Here is a 22,125-nt window from a genome sequence, read left to right as displayed (position 1 = left end):
TGAATTCTTGAGGGGAAATACGATGATCGGTGATCTTACAGGGCTTGTGGCGGTATCAGCGCCATTCCTGATGATTCTCGGAATTGTCTGGATATCGAAACAGAAGAAGCTGGAGGAAAAGCGCATCAGCGCCACTGCCGAGGCCAGCTCTGAAAAGGCTGCACAATATGTCAGCCACGTCGCCGAACTGGAACAGCGCGTCCAGGTACTCGAACGCATCATTACCGACCGCGGCTATGATATTGCCACGCAGATCGAGGCCCTGCGCGACCAGCGCGAAGTGGAGGCCAGCGATCGCGGCACGCCGCTGAACATTTCAAAGAAGGAAAACGTCTGATGCTAGCTGAAGCCACCGTAGTCCCCCACCTGCCCTGGATCATCGGCGCAGCCCTCGCTATCGGCGCTGCCGGTGTGGCCGGGTGGATCCACACGACCAAGCTCAAGATCAAGCATGGCTACCCGCTCGAAGGCATGTGGGGCCAGTCTCTCAAGCCCAGCACTGACGGCCAAACCGCACAGCGCGTTACCCTGCTGACTCAGGAAAACGCCGAAATGCGCGCTGAACTGAGCTCGGTAAAAGATCGCCTCGCGAATGTTGAGCGGATCGTGACCGACAGCGGATTTAGCGTCAGCAACGAAATCGAACGCCTGCGCGACGAGAGCAACTCAGGTGCCGGTGTGCCGCTGACCGACCGCAAGGCAGAGGTGCACGGCTAATGGGCGAACTGGCCATCATATTCGGTTTTATCCTGATCGTGACAATCATATCGCTTGGTTTCGGATCATCGATGCACAAGCGCCAGATCGCCTACAAGGAACGCAAGGAAGCGATCGAGCGAGAGCGCAGCGATGCGGGCCCGTCGGCTTCGGCAAAGACAATCGAAAAGCTGGAACAGCGCGTTCGCGTGCTGGAACGGCTGGCGACCGATCGCGGTCAAGATCTTGCATCACAGATCGAGGATCTGCGCAGCCTTCCCGACATGGAATTCCACACTGCCAGCCGGGAGAAAGCATGATGAGCAGCTGGGCAATCGTTGCAATCGTGGCCATCGCCGTATGGGGCGTAGTCCAGGCCATGAAAGCGAAAAACGGCCGCGAAACCGGTACGATGGGTGACCAGGATAACGGTCAACAGGTCGATCAGGTTGCCCAAAGCGAGCTCAAGGAATTGCGTGAACGGATAAAGGTTCTCGAGCGGATCGCCACTGACGCGAATACGACCGAGAGCCGCAAGATACAGGAAATCTCGCAAGAGATCGAAAACCTCAGGGACAAGTAATCGAAGCGGTGCAGGGAGCACTGTGGGAGGAATTGTGAAATGACCGAACAGATCATAGTTTCCAGCGCCGTGATAATCGGCACCGTGATCGTCGCCCTCATCGCTCTGCGCGGTTGGCAGGGTTGGCTGGCACTGAAAGAACGCGAGCTGGAGCGCGAGAGCCACCCGCGTCAGGAAATTGACAGCGGTTCCAGCATCGGCGCGGCCCGCATCGAAATTGCCGACCTCAAGGAACGCCTGCGCAAACTGGAAGCGATTGCCAGCGGGGTGGATTTGTAAGCTGCAGCCACTAAATGGCTGGAATGCGAACAATTGAAGACATCCAGGAAGAATACGAATTTCTCGAAGGCGACGAGCGCTATCGCCTGTTGATCGAATTGGGCCGCGAGCTTGATGAAATGCCCGACGCCCTGAAAACCGACGCAACGCTTGTCCGCGGATGTTCGGCCAGCGTCTGGGTCTATCCGACCGAACAGGCCGGCCAGCTGCATTTTCTGGCAGACAGCAATGCTGCGATAACCAAGGGTATCGTCGCGCTGGTCATTTCGGCGGTGCAGGACAAACCGGCAACCGACATCGCGAACATGGATATCACCGGCGCGCTTTCCCCGTTCGACCTCAAGAATCAGCTGAGTTCCAATCGCACTCAGGGCATTCCCAACATGATTGCCCTGGTTAAGGAGCACGCCGGCCGCATTGCATCAGGCACGGCCGAGACCGGCTGATATGCGGCCTTTTTTCCTTGTTGCGGGAATCTTGTCGGTCATCCTTGGCGCGATTGGCGCTGCCCTGCCCATCGTTCCGACAGTTCCGTTCCTGCTGCTGGCTGCGTTCTGTTTCGCGCGGAGCAATCCGGAATGGGAAGAGCGCCTTTTGAACCACCCGCAATGGGGCACTCAGCTGCGTGACTGGCGCGAGCGGCGTGCAATTTCGCGCAAGTCGAAAACAATGGCGATACTAGCGATGGCGGCCGGGGTCGGATTTACGTGGTACTCGCTCGGCTTTCCCTACGCCTATATATCAATCGCAGTTCTGGTGATTTGCGGCACATGGATCGCGACGCGGGCAGAATAGCGCGGCGATGCCAGACCTTTGCGGCTGGCACTCCCCTGTGATCAGCTGCCCACGCTCTCGCGGACAATCGCAATTCCTGCCTCGCGCTGTTTCTTGAGGTCAGCCTTCAGCTTCGCCGGATCGCGAGCGAGCAGGAAGCCAAAGCTGACGCCCCCTTCTTTCCCGATCGTGGCGTGATGCAGCTTGTGCGCCTGAACCAGCCGCTTGGCATAGCCCCGCTTCGGAACCCATTTGAAATAGCGCTGATGGACCAGACCGTCATGCACCAATGTATAAATGATACCGTAGGCCAGAATGCCGATGCCGATCCATGTCGCAGGCGGCCAGGCGTCACCGCCCAGCACCCATTCGCTGCCCAAGGCGAACATAGAAATGCTCATGACCGCGCCGACCACGCCGTATAGATCGTTCTTTTCCAGCAGGTTTTCATGCGGTTCGTGATGGTCGCGGTGCCATCCCCAACCCCAACCGTGCATGATGTATTTGTGGCTCGCCCATGCGACCCACTCCATCGCGGCGACGGTCGCAATTATGATCAGGATGGGGAGCAGGAATTCCATGGCCTCAGCCAATATAGTTTATTCCGGCTTGGAAAAGAAGAACCGGGAAATCTCTTCACCGATACGCGCCGGACGCAGAGTTTCCGCGTCAATGCAACACCAGCTCGACTGGATTTCAGCCAGCACTTCTTCACCGCGCTGGATTACCGTGTTGTAGAATGCCCGAGCGCCCTTGATATGCTCAAGCACCGTTTCGGCAACCACATCGGTATCTTCAAGGAATGCCGGCTTGCGATAGGTAATCTCGTGCTTCAGCGCGACCCATGCGCGGCTCGCCACCGCATCTGCAGGCGCGATGTTGCGCCAGTGCGACAGCACGGCATCCTGTACCCATCCGAGATATCGAGCATTGTTCACGTGCCCCATGAAATCGATATCGGTTGGCATGATCTTGATCGGGAATGTGTAGGGCGCTGCTGACATGTTTGTCAGTTAGCCACTACAAGATGACTTTTCCATGAAGATGTTCACACACATCCTGCTCTGAAGGCGGGCTGTGACACAATGGCCGCTATTGCAGCATCCACATCATCACCCCGCTCCGATCATAACAGACACTGAAATCATGCATTCCGCTATTGTTCATATTCAGGGCCATAAACCTGAACAAACAGATGGCAGACAAACGAAAGGAGCCGCCATGACACTCTCGCTCAAGACATTGGCCCCAACAGCCGCAATGGCCCTTGCAATCGGTGTAGCAGCACCCGCTTATGCTGCCCCGGCAAACGGATGGTCGCAGCACCAGCAGACCACATATTCCGATGCCCGCTCCTATCGCGGATACGACCGCCAAGGGTATGACCGTCAGAGGTACAACCGGAAGGCCAACCGTATCGACCGCCGTATCGATACATTGAGGCAAGATTTCCGGCAGGCTCGTCGCAGCGGCGAACTCACTCGCGCAGAAACCCGCAGCGTCCGCGCACGGATCCACTCAGTTGAACGTGCATACGCCGCTTTCGCACGCAATGGCCTTTCGCGGCAGGATCGCAGCGCACTCAATTGGCGGATCGAACAGGCATATGATGCATTGAACCGCGCACAATACAATCGTAGCGCCCGTTACGACCAGCGCCGATCATATCGCAGCCGGTACTGACCGCTGATATCCATTGAGAGGGGTCAAGTTTTCCTCTCTTGCCCGGCGGGGGCGGCCAGCCTAGGCGCAAGTCATGGCCAGTCGCCCCCGCACCTTGTATGAAAAGATTTGGGATGCCCATGTCGTGGAAACCCGCGACGACGGGACCAGCCTGATCTTCATCGATCGCCACCTCGTTCACGAGGTCACCAGTCCGCAGGCATTCGAGGCATTGCGCCTTGCGGGCCGCACGGTCCGCAGGCCTGACCTGACGCTTGCAGTGCCCGATCACAACCTCCCCACGACCCCGCGCGTCGATGCTGCGGGCAACCGGATCCCGATTGCTGACCCACAAAGCGCAGCGCAGCTGGAGGCGCTTGAAACAAACGCGCCATCTTTCGGTATTCGCTATATCGGCGCGACCGCTGCCGAACAGGGAATCGTCCATGTTGTCGGACCCGAGCAAGGGTTTTCTCTGCCCGGATCGACGATCGTTTGCGGTGACAGCCATACCGCGGCGCATGGCGGCGTTGGCGCGCTCGCTTTCGGGATCGGCACCAGCGAGGTCGAGCACGTGCTCGCCACGCAGACGCTGCTGCTGAAACAGTCGAAGACGATGGAAGTCCGCGTGAACGGCGAATTGGGGCCGGGTGTAACCTCCAAAGACCTGATCCTCCATATCATCGGTGTTATCGGCACTGCCGGCGGCACCGGACATGTGATCGAGTATCGCGGCGAAGTGTTCGAGCGCATGAGCGTGGAAAGCCGCCTGACGGTATGCAACATGTCGATCGAAGGCGGCGCCCGGGCCGGTCTCATCGCACCTGACGAAACGACATTCGCCTATTTCAAAGGCCGTCCGCTTTCCCCCACAGGCGAGGATTGGGACAAGGCGGTTGAATGGTGGCGCGGCCTACATACCGATGATGGTGCGGTGTTCGACAAGTCAGTAACGATTGATGCCGCAGATGTGGAGCCCACCGTGACCTGGGGCACTAGCCCGGAAGACACCTCTGCAATCGGCGGCAGCGTTCCGGATCCGATGAGTTTCGCAGACCCGAACAAGCAGGAAGCCGCCCGCAAGAGCCTGTCTTATATGGGCCTCGAACCGGGCCAGAAACTGTCCGATGTCGAAGTCCAGAATGTCTTTATCGGCAGTTGTACAAACAGCCGGATCGAAGACCTGCGCGCAGCGGCGGATGTTCTGCGCGGGCGCAAGATTGCAGCCAACGTAAAGTGGGCGATTGTCGTGCCGGGTTCCGGCCTGGTGAAGCAGCACGCAGAAGCGGAAGGGCTGGACAAGATCTTCATCGAAGCGGGCCTCGAATGGCGCGAACCCGGCTGTTCTGCCTGTCTCGGCATGAACCCGGACAAGGTGCCCGCCGGGGAACGCTGCGCCTCCACCAGCAATCGCAATTTCGTGGGCCGGCAAGGTCCGGGCGCGCGCACCCATTTGATGAGCCCGGCAATGGCCGCCGCCGCGGCGGTTACAGGCAAGCTGACTGATGTCAGGGAACTGGTGAAATGAGCCGAATGCCCTTGCCACGCCGCGCTTGCTTCACCATTGAAAAGTCATGACCAAGAAACTTCCAAAATCGCTCGGCGGGAAAGCCGCACTCGGTGCCGCCGCCATTGGTTCAGCAGCAGTTGCCGCCGCCTTGCTTTACGCATCCAAGCGCAAGGAAAAGAAGGCCGAGCAACCCGGCACAATCCCTTCGGGCGAAAAACCGGAAACCGATTGATGGATCCTGTTTCCTCGATCGAAGGGCGGGCCATTCCTTACGGCGCGAAGAACGTCGATACCGATGTTATCATTCCCGCTGCTTGGCTAAAAACCATCAGCCGCGACGGGCTGGCGCAGGGCGCATTCGAAACCGTTCGCGCCCAGCCCGGCAACGTGTTCGACGACCCGGAATATCAAGGCGCCCCAATACTGATCGCAGGTGACAATTTTGGTTGCGGATCCAGCCGCGAACATGCCGCCTGGGCACTGCTCGACATGGGCGTGACAGCTGTGATCGCGCCTAGTTTTTCCGATATTTTCTCAGGCAACGCCTTCAAGAACGGCATCCTCACGGTTGAATTGCCGCAGGAGCAGATCGACCGGCTGATGGAAGTCGCGAAGACCGATCCGATTTCCGTCGATCTTGAAAGCCAGACTGTCACGACTCCGTTCCAGGATCGCTTCACCTTTGAAGTCGATCCGTTTCGCAAGGATTGCCTAAGCAAAGGGCTCGATGAAGTCGGCCTGACACTCGAACGCAGCGATGCGATTTCGCAATATGAAAAGAACCAGGCACAAACGATGCCGTGGCTCGCAAAAGGGACGGAGATTGCCGCATGAAAACACTGTTATCGAAAGAAGTAGGCGGGCCGGAAACTCTGGTCGTCGAAGAAATTGATGCGCCAACACCGGGCAAGGGCGAAGTCCTGATCAAGGTTGCCGCCTGTGCGATCAATTTCCCCGACACGCTGATCATCCGCGACATGTACCAGTTCAAACCACCCCGCCCGTTCGCACCAGGCGGTGAAATCTCCGGCACGGTTGCAGCACTTGGCGAAGGCGTCGAAGGCTGGAAAGTCGGTGACAAGGTTCTCGCCGGGATCGGCAATGGCGGCTTGCAGGAAATGGTCGTTGCACCGGCGAACAAATTGTTCGCTGTGCCTGACTTCGTTGACCTGCCCGAAGCCAGCGCGCTGCTGATGACTTACGGTACAACCATTCACGGGCTGAAGGACCGGGGTGATATCAAGCCGGGTGACACCATGCTTGTGCTTGGCGCTGCTGGCGGTGTCGGCCTGTCCGCGGTTGAGCTGGGCAAGGCCTACGGCGCGCGCGTAGTCGCTGCGGTTTCCAGCGAGGAAAAGGGCGAGGTTGCCCGCAAGGCAGGCGCGGACGAGGTCGTGATCTACCCGCGCGCTCCGTTCGACAAGGATACGTCGAAGGCGCTGGCGAAAGCGTTCAAGGATGCGGTCGGGCCCGACGGTGCCGATATTGTTTACGACATTGTCGGCGGCGATTATTCGGAACCTGCATTGCGCGCAATCGCATGGGAAGGCCGCTTTCTTGTGGTCGGGTTCCCTGCTGGTATCGCCAAGATGCCGCTGAACCTCACTCTGCTGAAAAGCTGCGATATTCGCGGCGTCTTCTGGGGCGCTTTCACAATGCGCGAACCGCGCAAGAACGAAGCCAACATCGCAGAACTGTTCCGCCTTTGGAAAGAAGGCAAGATCAGCCCGCTGATCAGCGAAACCTATCCGCTGGAACGCGCCCACGAAGCGATCTCGAAGCTGGAAAACCGCGGAGCAATCGGGAAGCTGGTCGTCACCATGGATAGCTGATCCGGGATTTCGCGGCTTGCCGCGACTGACCTCCATGCCTATCTGCCATAGGTAACGATTTAAGAGGGACTTATGACCGATTTCAAAGACCGCGAAAAAGGCGAAGAAGCGAAATACGCTTTCGATGAAGAAAACGCATTCAAGATCGCTGCACGCCGCAACCGTCTGCTCGGCCATTGGGCTGCGGAAAAGATGGAACTGACCAGCGAAGAAACCGAAGCCTATGCGAAAGCCGTGGTTCAGGCCGATTTCGAAGAAGCCGGCGACGAGGACGTGATCCGCAAGCTGCTGGGCGATCTGACCGCTGCTGGTGTCGACATCGATGAAAGCGGTGTTCGCACTGCGCTCGAGCAAAAATCTGTCGAGGCTCGCCGCCAATTGATGGGCGAGTCCTGATCCGATGCCGATGTCCGGCACCGAAATCGAAACGATGATCAAATCCGCCCTCCCCGGCGCAGAGGTCGTAATGACCGATCTGGCCGGGGATGGTGATCACTGGGCAGCCAAGGTCACCGCACCGCAGTTCGCCGGCAAGAGCCGCGTCCAGCAGCACAAACTGGTCTACGAAGCGCTCGACGGAAAAATGGGCGGCGTCCTGCACGCCTTGCAACTGACGACGGTCGTTCCCACCTCCTGACCAGATAAGAATTACCCGGAAGTAGAAATATGTCTGAAACCAACGATCGCATTTCCAAAGTCGTAGGCGAAAACGATGTCGTCTTGTTTATGAAGGGCACCCCGCTCTTCCCGCAATGCGGCTTCTCCAGTCGTGCCATCGCGATTCTCGATCATTGCGGCGTGGGATATGAAAGCGTTGATGTGCTGCAGGACATGGAAATCCGCCAGGGTATCAAATCCTATTCCGACTGGCCGACCATTCCCCAGCTTTACGTCAAAGGCGAATTCGTCGGTGGCAGCGACATCATGATGGAAATGTTCGAAGCGGGCGAATTGCAGACACTGATGGATGAAAAAGGCGTTGCCAAGGCAAGCTGACCATCCATCCATTCAGTAGCAAAAAGAAAAAGGCTCCACCGCGATATGCGAGTGGAGCCTTTTCTTTTCGGGGAGGCCGAACCGGGAGACCAGGAAGGTTCCGCCTCATATCGAAGACCATTTAGACATGGAACATAATGCACAGAGCGTGCCAGTTTCATGCAGCCCCTCGATTGTGCGCCTCACAGTGGTTAACAGGGATTAGCCGGACGGCGACGTGTAAACTCTACCGACACTCAACCAAGCACTTTGCATCAGGCGTTTGTGCAGCCCCGATCCATGACACTTGGCAATAGTCCCAGTCTGCGGCACATGACTTACATGACCAATCAGAATGCGAACGAAGCGCCAGACGGCATCCCTGCAGCAACAGTCGTGGTATTTCGCCGCTCTCCTGATGGACTGCCGCCCGAAATCCTGATGGTCACCCGATCCCGTTCCATGTCATTCGCCGGCGGTGCCGCAGTGTTTCCGGGCGGCCGGGTGGACCAGGAAGACTTCGATCTGGCCCGAACGCTTGCCACCGATCTTGACCCGGACGAGGCCGCACACCGTGTCGCAGCCATCCGGGAAACACTGGAGGAAACCGGGCTTGCCATCGGCATCCATGGCGAGGTCGATGCCGAACGCGCGAAAGCCGCGCGCAACCTGCTGCTGGAAAAACGCGAACTCGCCCCTGTCCTCGACGCTATGAGCTGGAAGATCGATCTGAATGAGGTCGTCCCGTTTTCACGCTGGTTTCCCAAGAACGAGAAGCTTCCACGTGTGTTCGACACCCGCTTCTACCTGGCCGATCTCGGCACCGGCGCGGTCGACATCACGGTAGACGAAACCGAGAATACCAAGCTTTACTGGATCACTGCCCAAGGAGCGCTGGATGCGGCGGCGGCGGGCGATTTGACCATCATTTACCCCACCAGACGCAACCTTGAACGGCTGGCCCAATTCACCAATTTCAGTGACGCTGCTGCTGATTGCGCGCGTCATCCGGTCAAGACGATTACGCCCTTCACCGAAGAACGTGACGGCACCCAGTGGCTGTGCATACCCGATGATGCCGGGTATCCGGTGTCGGGCGAACCGCTCGGCGATGTGATGCGCGGATAGATTTCGCGCCTTCGTGATTTAAGGTCAAGCTGTCCCGCGAATGGCCACAAGGGAGTAATCACATGACTCCGCGCGCGCCACGCGCTACCCCTGTTGCTTGAGGGCGAATCCAAGAGATTCCTAGAACCGGCTAATCAGAGGGGGCGCTGATGAGTGATGGATTGCGGCAGGATACACTGTTTGTGGCGTTAACGCGTCCGCAGATGTTCGCCGGTGTGACTTACACATTCTTTGTCATCAATCTTATCGTTGCGGTTGAGCTGTTTCTGGTTTTTCGCAGCATCTGGGTGCTGCTTGCTGCGCTGGTGCTGCACGGGATCGGGATGCTGATGTGCCTCCATGAACCACGTTTCTTCGACCTCTGGATCACCAAGGTGCGCAATTGTCCGCGCGTGAAAAACTACGATCTGTGGCGATGCAATTCCTACCGGCCCTGACCCGCGACCCCAAAGTTATTGCGCGCGAGGCCCCTGCCGGCGCGCACCTTCCCTATGCACGGCATATCGATGACGTCACGATCGAGACACGCGACGGCCTGTTGATGCAAACCATCCGGCTGGGCGGCTTGCTGTTTGAAACAGCCGACAGCGATGAACTGAATTACCGTGCGGAATTGCGCGACGCGATGCTGCGGGCTGTGGGTACTTCTCGCTTTGCCCTGTATCATCACGTGGTACGCCGCCGCGCGGACGTGGCACTGGACGGGGAATACCGCGACGATTTTTCGCAGCGGCTCGACAAACGCTGGAAAAACCGGCTCGGCTCCAAGCAGCTGTATATCAACGAACTGTTTCTGACTCTCGTACGCCGGCCTTTGCAGGGCAAGATAGGTCTGGCGGACCGCGCGCGCAGCTGGTTCGCACGATCATCCTCCAACAAAGCCGCCAGTATCGCGATCGAGAAGCACGCGCTGGACAATGCCCGCGAAGCTCTGGTGGCGGCGCTCGGTTCATACGATCCGCATCTGCTATCTGCGTATGAAACGGACGATGGCCGGCGATCCGAGCCGCTCGAATTCCTGTCCTATCTGTTCAATTCCGACATGCGGCCGGTTGGCATTCCGCACGGGGATCTCGGCCATCACATCCCTTCGCGCCGACTAAGCTTCGGGCTCGATACGGTCGAGCTTGGGCGTAACGGCGATCAGCCGCGCAAGTTTACCGCGCTTGTTTCGATCAAGGATTACCCTGGCCGGACCATGCCTGGAATGTTCGATGAACTGTACCGGATGCCGTTCGAGCTGAATGTGAGCCAGAGCTTCGCATTCGTGGAACGCAGCGAGGCACTTGGCCGCATGAATCTGGCTCTGCGGAGAATGCGGTCGGCGGAAGATGAAGCGCTTTCGCTGCGCGATGAACTCTCTGTTGCCAAGGATGAAGTCGCTGCCGGCCGCGCCGGGTTTGGCGAACACCATACCACTATTGCCGTTCACGCCAGCGACCTTGCAAAACTGGACAACCAGGTCGCTGAAGCGATCGCGATGCTGGCCGATCTGGGCATCAATGCAGTGCGCGAAGATATTGCGCTGGAGCCGACCTTTTGGTCGCAATTCCCCGGTAATTTCAAGTATCTCGCGCGCAAGGGCCTGGTTTCGACGACCAATTTTGCGGGGCTCGCCAGTCTCCACAACTTCCCCGTCGGGCGGTTGCATGGCAATCACTGGGGCGAAGCGGTCTCGCTATTTGAGACGACCGCCGCTGGACCGTATTTCTTCAATTTTCACCAGAACGATCTGGGGAATTTCACGATTATCGGCCCATCCGGTTCGGGCAAGACCGTAGTGCTCAATTTTCTGCTGGCACAGGCGCGCAAGTTCAAACCGCGCACCATCTTCTTCGACAAGGACCGCGGTGCGGAACTGTTTATTCGCGCAATTGGCGGCACCTACGACCGTCTCAGGCCAGAGGCGGCTTCCGGTTTGAATCCGCTCCAACTGCCCGACAATCCTGGAAACCGGCAATTCCTGATCGAATGGATTTCGATGCTGGCCGGTGCGCTCGACAGCAGCGAGCTGGAGCAAGTTCGCGACGCAATCGAGACGAATTTCCAGCAGCCTGTCCCCAAACGTCGGCTGCGTCACCTTGCCGAACTGTTCCGCGGGTCCGACCGGCCAAAATCGGGCGATCTGTATTCGCGGCTGCGGCCATGGTGGGGCGACGGGGAACGCGCCTGGTTGTTCGACAATGCACGAGACAACACCGACCTGACCGCCGAAACAGTCGGGTTCGACATGACTGCGATCCTGGATGATCCGGTCGCCCGAACACCCGCCATGGCCTATTTCTTCCACCGCGTTGAAGAACGGCTTGATGGTTTACCGACGATCATCGTCGTCGACGAAGGCTGGAAGGCACTGGACGACGAGGTTTTCGTGCGCCGCATCAAGGACTGGGAAAAGACGATCCGTAAACGCAACGGGATCGTGGGCTTCGCCACGCAAAGCGCGCAGGATGCACTGGAAAGCAAGATTGCCAGTGCGATCATCGAACAGGCTGCGACGCAGATTTTCATGATTAATCCGAAAGCGCGCGCCGAGGATTATATTCACGGATTTGGCCTTAGCCCCCACGAATTCGACCTGATCCGGACACTGCCGGACAGCTCGCACTGTTTCCTGATCCGTCACGGCAAAGACAGCGTGGTTGCGCGGCTAGACCTCTCGGGGGAACGGGACCTTCTCACCATCCTGTCAGGCCGCGAAAGCACGGTGCGCATTTTCGATGAACTGGTGCCCAGAACCGGCACAGATCCGGCCAACTGGATGCATTTGCTGATCGAGAAGGCAGCCTGATGGCTTGTCCGGCAATCATCACCGGTGACCAATTCCTGCTGCGGGTAATCGGTCACATCGATTGTCAGGCGCAATTGCTGGGCAGCTACGGCTATCAGGCGCTGGGCCAGCCCGGCTCAGTCGCAGCCACCCTTATGGCCGGCTTGCTGACCTTGTTCGTCGGGCTGTTCGGGATACGTTTGCTGTTCGGACCTGCGCCCGGAGCGCGCGATGTGATCGGTGACGTGATCAAGATCGGGATTGTTATCACTCTGGCGTTTTCGTGGCCTGCATTCAGGACAGTGGTGCATGACCTAGTCCTCGATGGGCCGGCAGAGATCGCCAATACTATGGTTTCCCCATCGCTTTCCGATGGCAGCAGCCAGTTTGCGGAGCGCCTGCAAAAGGTCGATGTTGCCATGGTCCGCCTCGCGGAGCTGGGCACGGGCCGAAACACCGGTGCTTTTTTGGAAGGTAGCGAAACGGGCGCGAGCTTTTCCGGCACAGCGCTGCAGGATGATACCGCCCTTGGATATGGACGCCTCGCCTATCTTGGCGGAATAATCACATCGCTGGGCTTACTGCGTCTCGCCGCGGCGTTGCTGTTGGCCTTGGCCCCGCTCGCGGCGGGGCTGCTATTGTTCGAACAGACAAGAGGCATCTTTGCAGGGTGGCTGCGCGGACTGGTTCTCGCCATGATCGGATCGATCGGGGTCACCGCCGTACTGGCGATGCAATTGTCGATTCTGGAACCGTGGCTCGCTGATGCCATAAGGGTTCGCAATCTGGGCTATGCGACCCCTTCCGCGCCGATGGAAATGTTGGCGATCAGCAGCGGATTCGCGGTCATCCAGCTGGCGATGGTCTGGCTCCTCGCGAAAGTCGCCTTCAATCGCGGCTGGATATCGGTGAATTTACCAGGCGCCGCGCCGGCCGCAAACATCTTTACCAGTCAGTTTGAAGCAAGTCCGGCGGCGGCCACGACGGTCTACCAAAGCCGTGCGGAGCGCATTTCGGATCATGTCGAAACAATTGTCCGCCGGGAAAACGGCAACACTGCAGGCCGCGCTCAATTCCGGTCTCTCGAAACAGAACGGTCCGCCGCAGCGCCTTCCAACGGGCAACCAGCATCGCCTGCAACCAGCCCCGCCCGCTTGGGAAGTTCATACCGGCGAACCGCCCATCGCAGCAGTCAGGCAGCCCGCAATCGAGATAGCAGCCAATGAACCATTATGATCATCAGAACATCGACGATCTTGCAATCGACGATAGCTGGTCGCGCAGTGTGACCGACGATCTGGAAAAATCGAGCCGCCGTGCCTGGATCGTTGCCGCCGTCGCCGCTGCGATTGCGCTGCTGGAAGCGATCGCGCTTGTTTACCTGATCCCGCTCAAGACGGTGGAGCCGTACACACTGCTGGTCGATCGCCAGACCGGCAATGTCGAAGCGCTGGCGCCGCTGGACGCCCAGATAATCACCCCGGATGCCGCGCTGACCCGATCTTTCCTGGTCCAATATGTGATCGCGCGCGAGAGCTTTGACGCAGACAGCGTGCAGGATGATTTTCGCAAGGTATCACTTTGGACCGAGGGTAGCGCACGCCAGCGCTACAGCAATCTGATGCAGGCAAACAATCCGTCCAGCCCGCTGGCATACATGCCGCGCGGCGGGACCATCCGAACCGAAATCACCAGCGTATCGTCATTGGCGGCAAACCGTTCGCTTGTCCGCTTTGCGACCACCCGCACCGATCCCGGCGGGCAGCCCCAGCCAATCGCCCGTTGGGCCGCAGTGATCGATTATCAATTCTCCAACTCAGAAATGAGCGAGGCGGACAGGCTGATCAATCCGCTTGGCTTCCAAGTGACCCGTTACCGCCGCGATGCGGAGGCTCTGCCGGAAACCGTCGTCACGCAGCAGCCTGCACGTCTGCGTGCGCAGCCGGGGGCTGTGCAGGAATGAGGCTTGCAGGATCAATTGCCGCTATACTTGCGCTGAGTTCGGTGACGGCGAGCGCCCCCCTCGCCGCGCAAGTGCTGCCGCAGCCCAGCGCGGAAAATCCGCGCCTTCAAACAGTTCGCTGGACACCGGGGCAGGAAATCATCCTTACCGCGCTTCCCGATACGGGCCTGACTGTCGTGCTCGAACCCGGAGAGCAGGTTCGCCGCGTCGCAGTCGACGATCAGAACACAGTCGAGGTTCGCGTGTCCGCAGAACTCGACAGTTTGCTGATCCTGCCGCAAGTCAGAAGCGTTGGCAGCGGGATTGTCGTACAGACAGATCGCCGCGATTACCGCTTCACCCTTCGCACCGACACCGGCCTGACCGCCGCATATCTGGTGAAAATAGACTACGATGATCCGGGCATACAGCAGCCGCAGGAGGTCACCGCGAAGCCAGCCGGGATTGTGTGGAGATACCGCGTGAAAGGCGACACATCTGTGCGCCCGGCCAGCATCAGCGACAACGGTATCCGTACCCGCATTGCCTTTGGCCCCGAACAATTACTTCCTGCGGTTTTCTCAATCGGGCCGACCGGCAAGGAACAGGTGGTCAACGGCTATATGCGGGACGGAATTTTCGTGATCGACCGGGTATATTCGCAGCTCGTCTTCCGTATCGACAAGGACAAGGCCACGGCAAACCGCAACAAGAACGGGGAGAAGACCGATGGCTGATGCGCAAAACATTGCCGATGCCGAAAACGATATTCGCCCCGTGGTCGCCACCGCGCCCGCCAGCAATGCCGGGATGTGGGTGTTCTTCGCAATCCTGCTGCTTGGCGGAGTATGGCTATTCAGTGCACTCAGCGCCAATCGGGCGCAGATTCAGGCACCGGCTACCGCGTTCCGCCCCGCGCCCGATGGAGGCCGAATTTCCGCGCCCCCGCCGCTCGCCTTGCCCAATGAATTCTCGAACGCACAGCCAGTGGCAAGGCCTCGCACTCTTGCCCGGCCAATAGCCGCGCCGGTAACAGCTCAGACCTTGTCGCCGCCGCGTAAGGCAATCATGCCAGCGCCGCAGCCTGCACCGCCAAACGATTATTATACGCCGGTCGATCCAAACCCGCGCCCCGCAGTGGTGTTCGATCAAACATTGCGCGCAGCTGCGCCGGATAGTGAGCAGTCCGTCGCGGTTTCTGCAGATCGAGTTCGTGCCGGCCGGTTGGCCAAACCGTCGCAGACGATCCCGCAAGGCACGGTGATCCCGGCGGTCCTGGAAACCGCGCTCGATTCAACACGCTCCGGCGCAGCACGCGCCTTGGTCCAGCGCGACGTTTTCAGTTTCGATGGAACGCGCATCCTGATCCAACGCGGAAGCCGCCTGTACGGCGAATATGACGCGGGGCTTGAGCCGGGCCAAAACCGCGCCCTGGTTCAATGGACCCGCCTGATACGTCCGGATGGCGTCACGATCGCGCTCAATTCACCGTCATCTGATCCGCTTGGACGGGCAGGTGTGAAAGGCAAGGTCGACAGCAAATTCCTGCAACGGTTCGGCGGTGCAATCTTGCAAACCGTACTTGATCTGGGCGTGGCCGTTGGAACCAACGAGATTTCGTCCGGAGAAGGCGTGGTGGTTGCCTTACCCGGCAGCACGCAGAACATTCAGGTTCAGGACCGGGAACGCGTACAGCGGACGTTGAAGGTAAAGCACGGCACAAGCGTGTCTGTGTTCGTCGCCCGCGACCTAGACTTTTCGACCGTGGATTCCTGAGATGGAAACTCAGGCGATGGAGACCGGTTACTATCTGGACAGTTTTCTCGCCCCGCTGGCGGGCGTGCTCGCGCGTACCGACGTAACCGATATCTTTATCAACCGGCCTGGCGAGATCTGGGTTGAATCGCTTGGCGGGGGGATCGAAGTGATGCCCGTTGAAGGCCTGGACGAGAAGTCTCTCAGCCGGCTCTCACGCCAGATCGCGGCTGCAAATTCGCAAGGGATCAACCGCAGCCAGCCGCTACTTGCGGCATCGCTGCCGGATGGATCGCGGGTGCAAATTGTAGCTCCGCCTGCAACCCGGCGCGGCCATGTGATAGCAATCCGGCGGCACGTCGCCTCCGACCTCAAATTGTCCGACTGGGAGGACGCCGCAGCTTTCGAGGGGCTGCAATCGGGCGAGGCTGCAATTGATAAGCAGCGAACCTACCGCTCTCTGTCGGGCGGCGAAGCAACCGGGTACCTGCGGCAAGCAGTCCTTGATCGGCGCAACATCCTGATTTCGGGCGGTACCTCCACAGGAAAAACGACTTTTCTGAACGGACTGCTGGCGGAAATTCCGCAAGACGAGCGCTTGATCCTTATCGAAGATACAGAAGAATTGCGGCTCGACCATCTCAACGCAGTCGGCTTGCTGGCGGCGCGGGGCCAGCTGGGCGAAGCCGATGTCAGCGCAGAAGACTTGCTGATCGCTGCGCTGCGCATGCGGCCGGACCGGATCATTCTTGGGGAACTTCGCGGGAGCGAGGCCTTCACCTTCCTGCGCGCGGTCAACACCGGCCATCCCGGCTCTATCACGACCATCCATGCCGATACGCCCCAGCGCGCTATTGAGCAGCTTGCACTCCTGGTTCTGCAAACCGGGTCGCGCCTGTCCCGGGACGATGTGCGCCATTATGTCCGCGAGAGCATCGACGTGTTCGTGCAATTGGAAAGACGCTCGGGCATACGCCGGGTCTCGCAGATCATGGTCGCAGAATAGGATGCTGGGTCATTTTTTCGCATCCGTTTCCCTGTTTGAAACGGACGGATCGCAGCCAATAGGTGCAGCAATCGGCTGGATCACCGGCACGGCGCTCGGCAGCCTTGCGATTGGCCTATGCGTGATAGCGGTCGCGATTGTCGGATTGTTGTTGATGACCGGCAGGCTGGCGGTCCGTGATGCGCTGAGAGTGGTCCTGGGATGTTTCATCTTACTCGGCGCGCCGGTTATTGCCGGGGCGTTCATTTCCGCAGTTTGAACCGGTATATGCGGGCAAATTTCGAAGAAGTCGTGGCGCCCCCGACATGAAAGTGATGGGCACTGTAATCATTGGTGAAGTCTAGCTCGTCTACCCTCATAACGGCAGCTTTACGCCTTCATTCCTGACATTCGAGGTCGATTTTATAGTTTGCAAAAGCAGACCTTCCGCTTTTTCCCGCTTGGGAATCTCAGCCTATGTCCGGTTGTGTGGGGGAAGCGGACGTTGGAGATCAAAGCGTTTGATACAGAACGAGTGCGTCTACGTATCCTTCTGACCGGTGAAGGAATGCATCAGGCAAACGCCCTACCTCCTCAAAGCCTAAGCGCTTCCACAACCGGATTGCATGCTCATTCGTTGCCACCACGAAATTGAACTGCATTGCACGAAAGCCTGCTTCACGGGCTTGAGCCATCGAATGCTGACACATTGCGGTCGCAACGCCGCGTCCTGATGCTGCAGCAGAGGTCATATACCCGCAATTGCAGACATGGCTCCCACCTCCAGCTTGATTTGGTTTGATGTAATAGGTGCCCAAAACTTTGCCGCCTTCTTCGACGACAAAGGTCTCGCGGTCACTTCCCATCCAATAGTCAAGAGCTCCCTGCTCATCGATGTCTGGGTCAAGAGCGTAAGTCGTTCCATCCCTAATTGTTGGCAGGATGATCGAGCAGATCGCCGATGTGTCATGCTTCGTTGCGGGCCGGATAAACATGAGCTGTGAAATAGGACCTGAAGAGGATGTCCGCAATCGGGGCGTTAGTTGCCCGTCCGCTTTTAGGCACAAAGATGGGTAAGCAGACATACGAAGGAAACAAAACGGCCGTATGTTTCCCAGCATATTCTAGGCAGGTAATACCGAAGACTGCAGAACTCTGGATTTTCTCATGAGTGGCGCGCCCGGCAGGACTCGAACCTGCTGCCTCAAGATTAGAAGTCTCGCGCTCTATCCAGATGAGCTACGGGCGCGCGCCGGGCACGCGCATAGCGTGCTTTTCGCGGCCTGCAAATGCGGTTAGGCACTCGTCCCCATGAGCGACACACCAGAACCTATCGAACGCACAGCGGCTTCGGCGCGGTCTTTCCGCTATTATGACCTTGTGATGGCGGCATTCGTTGCGATCCTGCTGCTGTCCAATATCATCGGCGCGTCGAAACCATCTTACGTCACCCTGCCTGGCGGGTCTGAGTGGTCCTTCGGGGCAGGCGTGCTGTTTTTTCCAATTAGCTACATCATCGGCGATGTTCTGACGGAGGTGTATGGTTACGCCAAGGCGCGCCGGGTGATCTGGACCGGCTTTGCCGCACTGCTGTTCATGGCATTCATGGCGTGGGTGGTTGTTTCGCTGCCACCGGCTGATGGCTGGCCCGGGCAGGAATCGTATGAGTTCGTATTTGGCAATAGCTGGCGCATCGTTCTCGCCTCGATGGTGGCATTCTGGGTGGGGGAATTTGCCAACAGCCTGGTTCTGGCGAAGATGAAGGTCTGGACGGACGGCAAGATGCTGTGGGCCCGCACCATCGGATCGACCATTGTCGGACAGGGCTTCGACAGCGCGATTTTTTACCCTCTGGCATTTTACGGGCTGGCCGGCTGGCCGCCGGAACTGATCTGGCAACTGGTCCTGTCGCAGTGGCTGATCAAGACGGCGTGGGAGGCGTTTCTGACCCCGGTAACCTATCTGGTGGTGGGCAAGCTGAAACGCGCGGAAGGGGTCGATATATTCGATACCGAAACCGATTTCTCGCCCTTTGCCAGAACCGGCTGAGCCATAAAAAGGGCCGGACGAAACGCCCGGCCCTCCCCCTCTCCCAAAGGGTATTGGTTAGAACGACACGCCGACCGCGACACCATAACGGCGCGGATCGAGGGTGAAGATGTTGGTGAACAAGCCCGAAGAAGCATCGGTGACATACAGACCCGTGGTCGAGTTGCTGTCGAAGATGTTCTGAACGAACCCGCGAACAAACCACCGCTTGTCAGGCCCGTTCAGCTGCAGCTGAGCGTTGGCCTGAACGAATGGCTCGATACGGTTCACGTTGCCGTTGAAGACGTTACCAAACTGCTCGCCAGTGTAAGCAATGTCGAAACGGGGGACCAGGGTCATGCCGTTGTCGAATTCCTTGGTGTACTGGACACCGACCGACGCCTTCAATTCAGGTGCCTGAGGCAGCTTGTTGCCTTTCAGATTGACCTGAACACCGGGGCTGAGCACCTGGATACCGCCAAATGCACCGCCAATCGCCGCAGCCTGACCTTCGAGAACCGCGCAGATGCTGAACGCGCCTGCAGACTGAAGACCGCCATCTGCGGGGAATTCGGTCGTGCCCTGAAGGCCGAGGCCCGGATTGATCGCATTCACAAACGCATCGGGACCGCCGGGTGCAGCGCCGGTGACTGCGCAAAGTGCGCCGTTGGTGATGTCCTTGATGATGACCGCGTTGGCATCACCGCCGCCCGGATCGCGCGGATTGCTGAAGAACTGATCCCCGGCAACCTTTGCATTCAGGAAGCTGAAGTTGACGTTGAACAGCCAGTTGTAATCGGGGCGAAGGATCGCCTCGATTTCAGCGCCGTAGATGTCGGCATCGATTGTATCGTTGACCGATGTACGGGCAATAATCCGGCTGAGCTGCAGGTCCTTGTACTTGTAATAGAACGCTGTGGCATTGAGCTGCAGCGCACCGTTGCCGAAGGTGTTCTTGCTACCGATTTCGAACGCATCGATCGATTCCGGAGAGAAGCTTTCGGGAACCGAGAAGATCGGCTGCAATGGCGGGTTGATACCGCCCGACTTGTAACCGCGCGAATACGAAGCGTAGATCAGATTATCCGGTGTGAACTGGTAATCGATTACGAAACGCCCGGTGATTTCATCGAATGCGACCGAACGGGCCTGGATAGGCTGGATACCCGCTGTTCCCGGATCAGCATCGAACGAGCCGGAAAATGGCGAGTCGAAGGGATCGCCATCATTGCTGAACGGGTTGAGGAAGCTGGCCAGTGTGGAACGTGCGGTGATCGCCTTCTTATCGTTATTATACCGCAGACCAGCCGTGACTTTCAGCTTGTCCGAAAGTTCCAGATAGCCTTCCCCGAAGATGCCATAAGATTCCAGCTGGAAACTTCTGGTATTGTTGCGGAAGAACGAGGTTGCCAGATAGGATGGCGGCAATCCGGCACCAAGAGCTGTAAACGTTCCGAGCACACCGCTGATGTAATCAATGGCGAACGCGTTCACGTAGTAGCTGTTCTCAAGCACTTTCGAGTCGGCATAGATACCGCCAACCAGGAAGTTGAATGGTCCGTCAAAGTCGGACGAAATGATCGCTTCAACCGAGTAGGATTCGTTTTCCTGGTTCGATCTGTCGAACTGCGGCCCGTTGGGTGTGCAGACAGAGAAGCCCTCGAAAGAGCCGCGATTGTCCAACCGGGTGTCGGATGTGCACAGGTTTCCGCTGCCATCGAACAGAGCATCAATGATCGGCTGGAAATAGACGCCGGTGCCCGGCCCGGCAGCATTGTTGGCGAATGCCTGCAATGTACCGAATGCGAGCGCCGCATTGGGAATGGCGCCGATGCCGAGGTTGTAATCCTGGCGGGAATCAACGCTGGTTTCCTGATACGTACCGGTCAGGCCAAGCTGGAACGAACCGATGTTCTGTTCAAGGTGCGCCTGGATCTGCAATTCGTCTGCGAAGTATTCAGGCGTAAACTCTGTCCGCACCTGGCGGACATCGGCTGGTTCCTGAAAGTTCGCATAGGCATCAGGCCCGTACAGGCTGTTGAGGCCCAGCGTGGATGGAATGCCATTGATCGCCAGGAATTCCGAAGAACCAAGCGTCCCTGTGAAGGTGGAATTCGAATTTGTGCTGTCAAAGTCGCGGCGGTTGTTCAGACAGCCGACAACGCCGGTCGGGTCACGCTGACACTGCTGCTTTTGAATACGCAGGCGGTCATCATCCTCGCGGAAATAATACCCCATAAGGTCCAGTGTGGTATCGGGGCTCGGCTCCCACCGCAGCGAACCGCGAACTGCATACATGTCGCGCCCATCAATGCGGGTGTTGTTGGCCAGGTTTTCCGTATAGCCATCGCGGTTGAGGTAGAAGCCCGCCACGCGCACACCCAGCGTATCGCCGATCGGCACGTTGACCATGCCCTTGGCCTTGATGCTGTTGAAATTGCCGTACTCGAATTCTGCCTTGGCTGCGATTTCGGACAGGTCCGGCTTCGCCGAAACAACGTTGACCACGCCCGACGTCGCGTTGCGGCCGAACAGTGTACCCTGCGGGCCGCGCAGAACCTCGATCCGCTCAAGATCGAAATACTCGGTTTCGAACAGGCGGGTGCCGAACAGCGGGGCCGAATTCAGGTGGATCGCGGTCGCGCTGTCGCAGCTGACCCCGACGCACAGATCGCCGATCCCGCGGATCGTAAAGCTGGATGCGGTAAAGTTGCTTTTGGTGAAGGAGACGTTTGGCAGAGTAAGCTGAAGGTCGCTCGCATTCTCGATCTGCTGCGATTCCAGTGCTTCGGCCGAAAATGCGCTGACTGCAATCGGGACTTCTTGCAGGCTCTGGTCCTGACGCTGGGCGGTAACCACAATTTCAGTACCGCGATACCGCGGGGTTTGATCCTCATCTGCATCTTGAGCGTATGCCGGAAACGCGATCGCGCTGCCGCAAATGCCGGCAAGCAGGGTAGCTTTGACCCTCATAATCCTCTCCCATGTAAGCGGCCCATTTTCGGGTCCTGCATACACCAAGCTAAATCAGTTGTGCCGCAAATAGCAAGAGTGTTGCGCATTATGGTGATTTCTACGCAACAATCATAAGCCGCAGCCTAGCTCTCCGCGTGTCCAATTCACGCCTGGAATCCCTAACCCTAGGTATTTACGTGGTTTTGTGGCCGCAGAGAAAATTCACGGCGAAGATGGCCGGTCATGCTGAT

General features: G+C 58.3%; 29 protein-coding genes and 1 tRNA gene. 25 read left to right on the top strand and 5 right to left on the bottom strand.

What is annotated here, in order from left to right; genetic code table 11:
* Positions 1–22: 22 nt before the first annotated feature.
* Genes PO778_RS01055 through PO778_RS01025 form a run of 7 tightly spaced genes read left to right on the top strand, consistent with a single transcriptional unit; the run spans position 23 to position 2,353 of the window.
* Positions 23–337 (top strand): hypothetical protein, encoded by a 315-nt coding sequence (locus PO778_RS01055; RefSeq protein ID WP_271438301.1) that lies wholly within the window; start codon positions 23–25, stop codon positions 335–337.
* Positions 337–717, top strand: a complete 381-nt coding sequence (locus PO778_RS01050; RefSeq protein WP_271438300.1) for a hypothetical protein — start codon at positions 337–339, stop codon at positions 715–717. The genes PO778_RS01055 and PO778_RS01050 overlap by 1 nt, the downstream gene beginning before the upstream one ends.
* On the top strand, positions 717–1,016 hold the full coding sequence (locus tag PO778_RS01045; RefSeq protein WP_271438299.1) for a hypothetical protein: 300 nt from the start codon (positions 717–719) through the stop codon (positions 1,014–1,016). The genes PO778_RS01050 and PO778_RS01045 overlap by 1 nt, the downstream gene beginning before the upstream one ends.
* The gene (locus PO778_RS01040; RefSeq protein ID WP_271438298.1) at positions 1,016–1,279 is read left to right on the top strand and encodes a hypothetical protein; all 264 of its coding nucleotides are present in this window, start codon (positions 1,016–1,018) and stop codon (positions 1,277–1,279) included. The genes PO778_RS01045 and PO778_RS01040 overlap by 1 nt, the downstream gene beginning before the upstream one ends.
* A gap of 39 nt (positions 1,280–1,318) precedes the next feature.
* Complete coding sequence (locus PO778_RS01035; protein WP_271438297.1) at positions 1,319–1,558, top strand: hypothetical protein; 240 nt, start codon at positions 1,319–1,321, stop codon at positions 1,556–1,558.
* A gap of 23 nt (positions 1,559–1,581) precedes the next feature.
* A complete protein-coding gene (locus PO778_RS01030; protein ID WP_271439316.1) occupies positions 1,582–2,004 on the top strand; it encodes a SufE family protein in 423 nt (140 codons plus the stop codon).
* 1 nt (position 2,005) lies between these two features.
* Positions 2,006–2,353, top strand: a complete 348-nt coding sequence (locus tag PO778_RS01025) for a YbaN family protein (RefSeq protein ID WP_271438296.1) — start codon at positions 2,006–2,008, stop codon at positions 2,351–2,353.
* Positions 2,354–2,394: 41 nt separating this feature from the next.
* Here the strand turns inward: PO778_RS01025 and PO778_RS01020 are convergent, their stop codons facing one another.
* Entirely contained in the window at positions 2,395–2,913 is a 519-nt protein-coding gene (locus PO778_RS01020; protein ID WP_160729265.1) for a sterol desaturase family protein, read from the bottom strand.
* Positions 2,914–2,931: 18 nt separating this feature from the next.
* Entirely contained in the window at positions 2,932–3,336 is a 405-nt protein-coding gene (locus tag PO778_RS01015) for an acyl-CoA thioesterase (RefSeq protein WP_160729264.1), read from the bottom strand.
* 217 nt (positions 3,337–3,553) lie between these two features.
* Here PO778_RS01015 and PO778_RS01010 point away from each other — a divergent pair, with 217 nt between their 5' ends.
* The 17 genes from PO778_RS01010 (at position 3,554) to PO778_RS00930 (ending at position 17,171) form a co-directional block, all read left to right on the top strand.
* Positions 3,554–4,015, top strand: coding sequence for a hypothetical protein (locus PO778_RS01010; protein WP_160729263.1), 462 nt, complete (start codon positions 3,554–3,556; stop codon positions 4,013–4,015).
* Between the two features lie 73 nt (positions 4,016–4,088).
* Positions 4,089–5,522 carry a 3-isopropylmalate dehydratase large subunit gene (gene leuC, locus PO778_RS01005; protein ID WP_271438295.1) on the top strand — a complete coding sequence of 478 codons (1,434 nt, stop codon included), beginning with the start codon at positions 4,089–4,091 and terminating at the stop codon, positions 5,520–5,522.
* Between the two features lie 46 nt (positions 5,523–5,568).
* Positions 5,569–5,736 (top strand): isopropylmalate isomerase, encoded by a 168-nt coding sequence (locus PO778_RS01000; protein ID WP_160729261.1) that lies wholly within the window; start codon positions 5,569–5,571, stop codon positions 5,734–5,736.
* Complete coding sequence (leuD, locus tag PO778_RS00995) at positions 5,736–6,338, top strand: 3-isopropylmalate dehydratase small subunit (RefSeq protein WP_271438294.1); 603 nt, start codon at positions 5,736–5,738, stop codon at positions 6,336–6,338. Before PO778_RS01000 ends, leuD begins: the two co-directional genes overlap by 1 nt.
* Positions 6,335–7,336: an NADPH:quinone oxidoreductase family protein gene (locus PO778_RS00990; protein ID WP_271438293.1), complete on the top strand. Its 1,002-nt coding sequence runs from the start codon at positions 6,335–6,337 to the stop codon at positions 7,334–7,336. The genes leuD and PO778_RS00990 overlap by 4 nt, the downstream gene beginning before the upstream one ends.
* Before the next feature lie 72 nt (positions 7,337–7,408).
* Positions 7,409–7,732: a DUF1476 domain-containing protein gene (locus PO778_RS00985; protein ID WP_160729258.1), complete on the top strand. Its 324-nt coding sequence runs from the start codon at positions 7,409–7,411 to the stop codon at positions 7,730–7,732.
* A gap of 4 nt (positions 7,733–7,736) precedes the next feature.
* On the top strand, positions 7,737–7,973 hold the full coding sequence (locus PO778_RS00980) for a BolA/IbaG family iron-sulfur metabolism protein (RefSeq protein WP_160729257.1): 237 nt from the start codon (positions 7,737–7,739) through the stop codon (positions 7,971–7,973).
* Positions 7,974–8,002: 29 nt separating this feature from the next.
* Positions 8,003–8,332, top strand: coding sequence for a Grx4 family monothiol glutaredoxin (grxD, locus tag PO778_RS00975; protein ID WP_160729256.1), 330 nt, complete (start codon positions 8,003–8,005; stop codon positions 8,330–8,332).
* Positions 8,333–8,653: 321 nt separating this feature from the next.
* Complete coding sequence (locus PO778_RS00970; RefSeq protein ID WP_160729255.1) at positions 8,654–9,439, top strand: NUDIX hydrolase; 786 nt, start codon at positions 8,654–8,656, stop codon at positions 9,437–9,439.
* Between the two features lie 149 nt (positions 9,440–9,588).
* The gene (locus PO778_RS00965) at positions 9,589–9,876 is read left to right on the top strand and encodes a VirB3 family type IV secretion system protein (protein WP_160729254.1); all 288 of its coding nucleotides are present in this window, start codon (positions 9,589–9,591) and stop codon (positions 9,874–9,876) included.
* On the top strand, positions 9,855–12,230 hold the full coding sequence (locus tag PO778_RS00960; RefSeq protein WP_271438292.1) for a VirB4 family type IV secretion/conjugal transfer ATPase: 2,376 nt from the start codon (positions 9,855–9,857) through the stop codon (positions 12,228–12,230). Before PO778_RS00965 ends, PO778_RS00960 begins: the two co-directional genes overlap by 22 nt.
* Positions 12,230–13,435 (top strand): type IV secretion system protein, encoded by a 1,206-nt coding sequence (locus PO778_RS00955; RefSeq protein ID WP_271438291.1) that lies wholly within the window; start codon positions 12,230–12,232, stop codon positions 13,433–13,435. Before PO778_RS00960 ends, PO778_RS00955 begins: the two co-directional genes overlap by 1 nt.
* Positions 13,432–14,172: a VirB8 family type IV secretion system protein gene (locus PO778_RS00950; protein ID WP_271438290.1), complete on the top strand. Its 741-nt coding sequence runs from the start codon at positions 13,432–13,434 to the stop codon at positions 14,170–14,172. The genes PO778_RS00955 and PO778_RS00950 overlap by 4 nt, the downstream gene beginning before the upstream one ends.
* 41 nt (positions 14,173–14,213) lie before the next feature.
* Complete coding sequence (locus PO778_RS00945; protein ID WP_271438289.1) at positions 14,214–14,888, top strand: TrbG/VirB9 family P-type conjugative transfer protein; 675 nt, start codon at positions 14,214–14,216, stop codon at positions 14,886–14,888.
* On the top strand, positions 14,881–15,927 hold the full coding sequence (locus PO778_RS00940) for a TrbI/VirB10 family protein (RefSeq protein WP_271438288.1): 1,047 nt from the start codon (positions 14,881–14,883) through the stop codon (positions 15,925–15,927). The genes PO778_RS00945 and PO778_RS00940 overlap by 8 nt, the downstream gene beginning before the upstream one ends.
* 1 nt (position 15,928) lies before the next feature.
* Positions 15,929–16,912, top strand: coding sequence for a P-type DNA transfer ATPase VirB11 (gene virB11 / locus PO778_RS00935; protein WP_271438287.1), 984 nt, complete (start codon positions 15,929–15,931; stop codon positions 16,910–16,912).
* Between the two features lies 1 nt (position 16,913).
* On the top strand, positions 16,914–17,171 hold the full coding sequence (locus PO778_RS00930) for a TrbC/VirB2 family protein (protein ID WP_271438286.1): 258 nt from the start codon (positions 16,914–16,916) through the stop codon (positions 17,169–17,171).
* Positions 17,172–17,403: 232 nt separating this feature from the next.
* Here the strand turns inward: PO778_RS00930 and PO778_RS00925 are convergent, their stop codons facing one another.
* Complete coding sequence (locus PO778_RS00925) at positions 17,404–17,886, bottom strand: GNAT family N-acetyltransferase (protein ID WP_271438285.1); 483 nt, start codon at positions 17,884–17,886, stop codon at positions 17,404–17,406.
* Positions 17,887–18,063: 177 nt separating this feature from the next.
* A tRNA-Arg gene (locus PO778_RS00920) sits at positions 18,064–18,140 on the bottom strand.
* 62 nt (positions 18,141–18,202) lie between these two features.
* Here PO778_RS00920 and PO778_RS00915 point away from each other — a divergent pair.
* Positions 18,203–18,940 carry a queuosine precursor transporter gene (locus PO778_RS00915; protein WP_271438284.1) on the top strand — a complete coding sequence of 246 codons (738 nt, stop codon included), beginning with the start codon at positions 18,203–18,205 and terminating at the stop codon, positions 18,938–18,940.
* A 57-nt stretch (positions 18,941–18,997) separates the two neighbouring features.
* Here the strand turns inward: PO778_RS00915 and PO778_RS00910 are convergent, their stop codons facing one another.
* The gene (locus tag PO778_RS00910; RefSeq protein ID WP_271438283.1) at positions 18,998–21,892 is read right to left on the bottom strand and encodes a TonB-dependent receptor; all 2,895 of its coding nucleotides are present in this window, start codon (positions 21,890–21,892) and stop codon (positions 18,998–19,000) included.
* Positions 21,893–22,125: the final 233 nt, after the last annotated feature.

The organism is Pontixanthobacter luteolus, from assembly GCF_947494915.1.
Taxonomy (GTDB): domain Bacteria; phylum Pseudomonadota; class Alphaproteobacteria; order Sphingomonadales; family Sphingomonadaceae; genus Pontixanthobacter; species Pontixanthobacter luteolus.
Note: the sequence above shows the minus strand (reverse complement) of the source record. Positions and strands in the feature narration are given on the sequence as shown.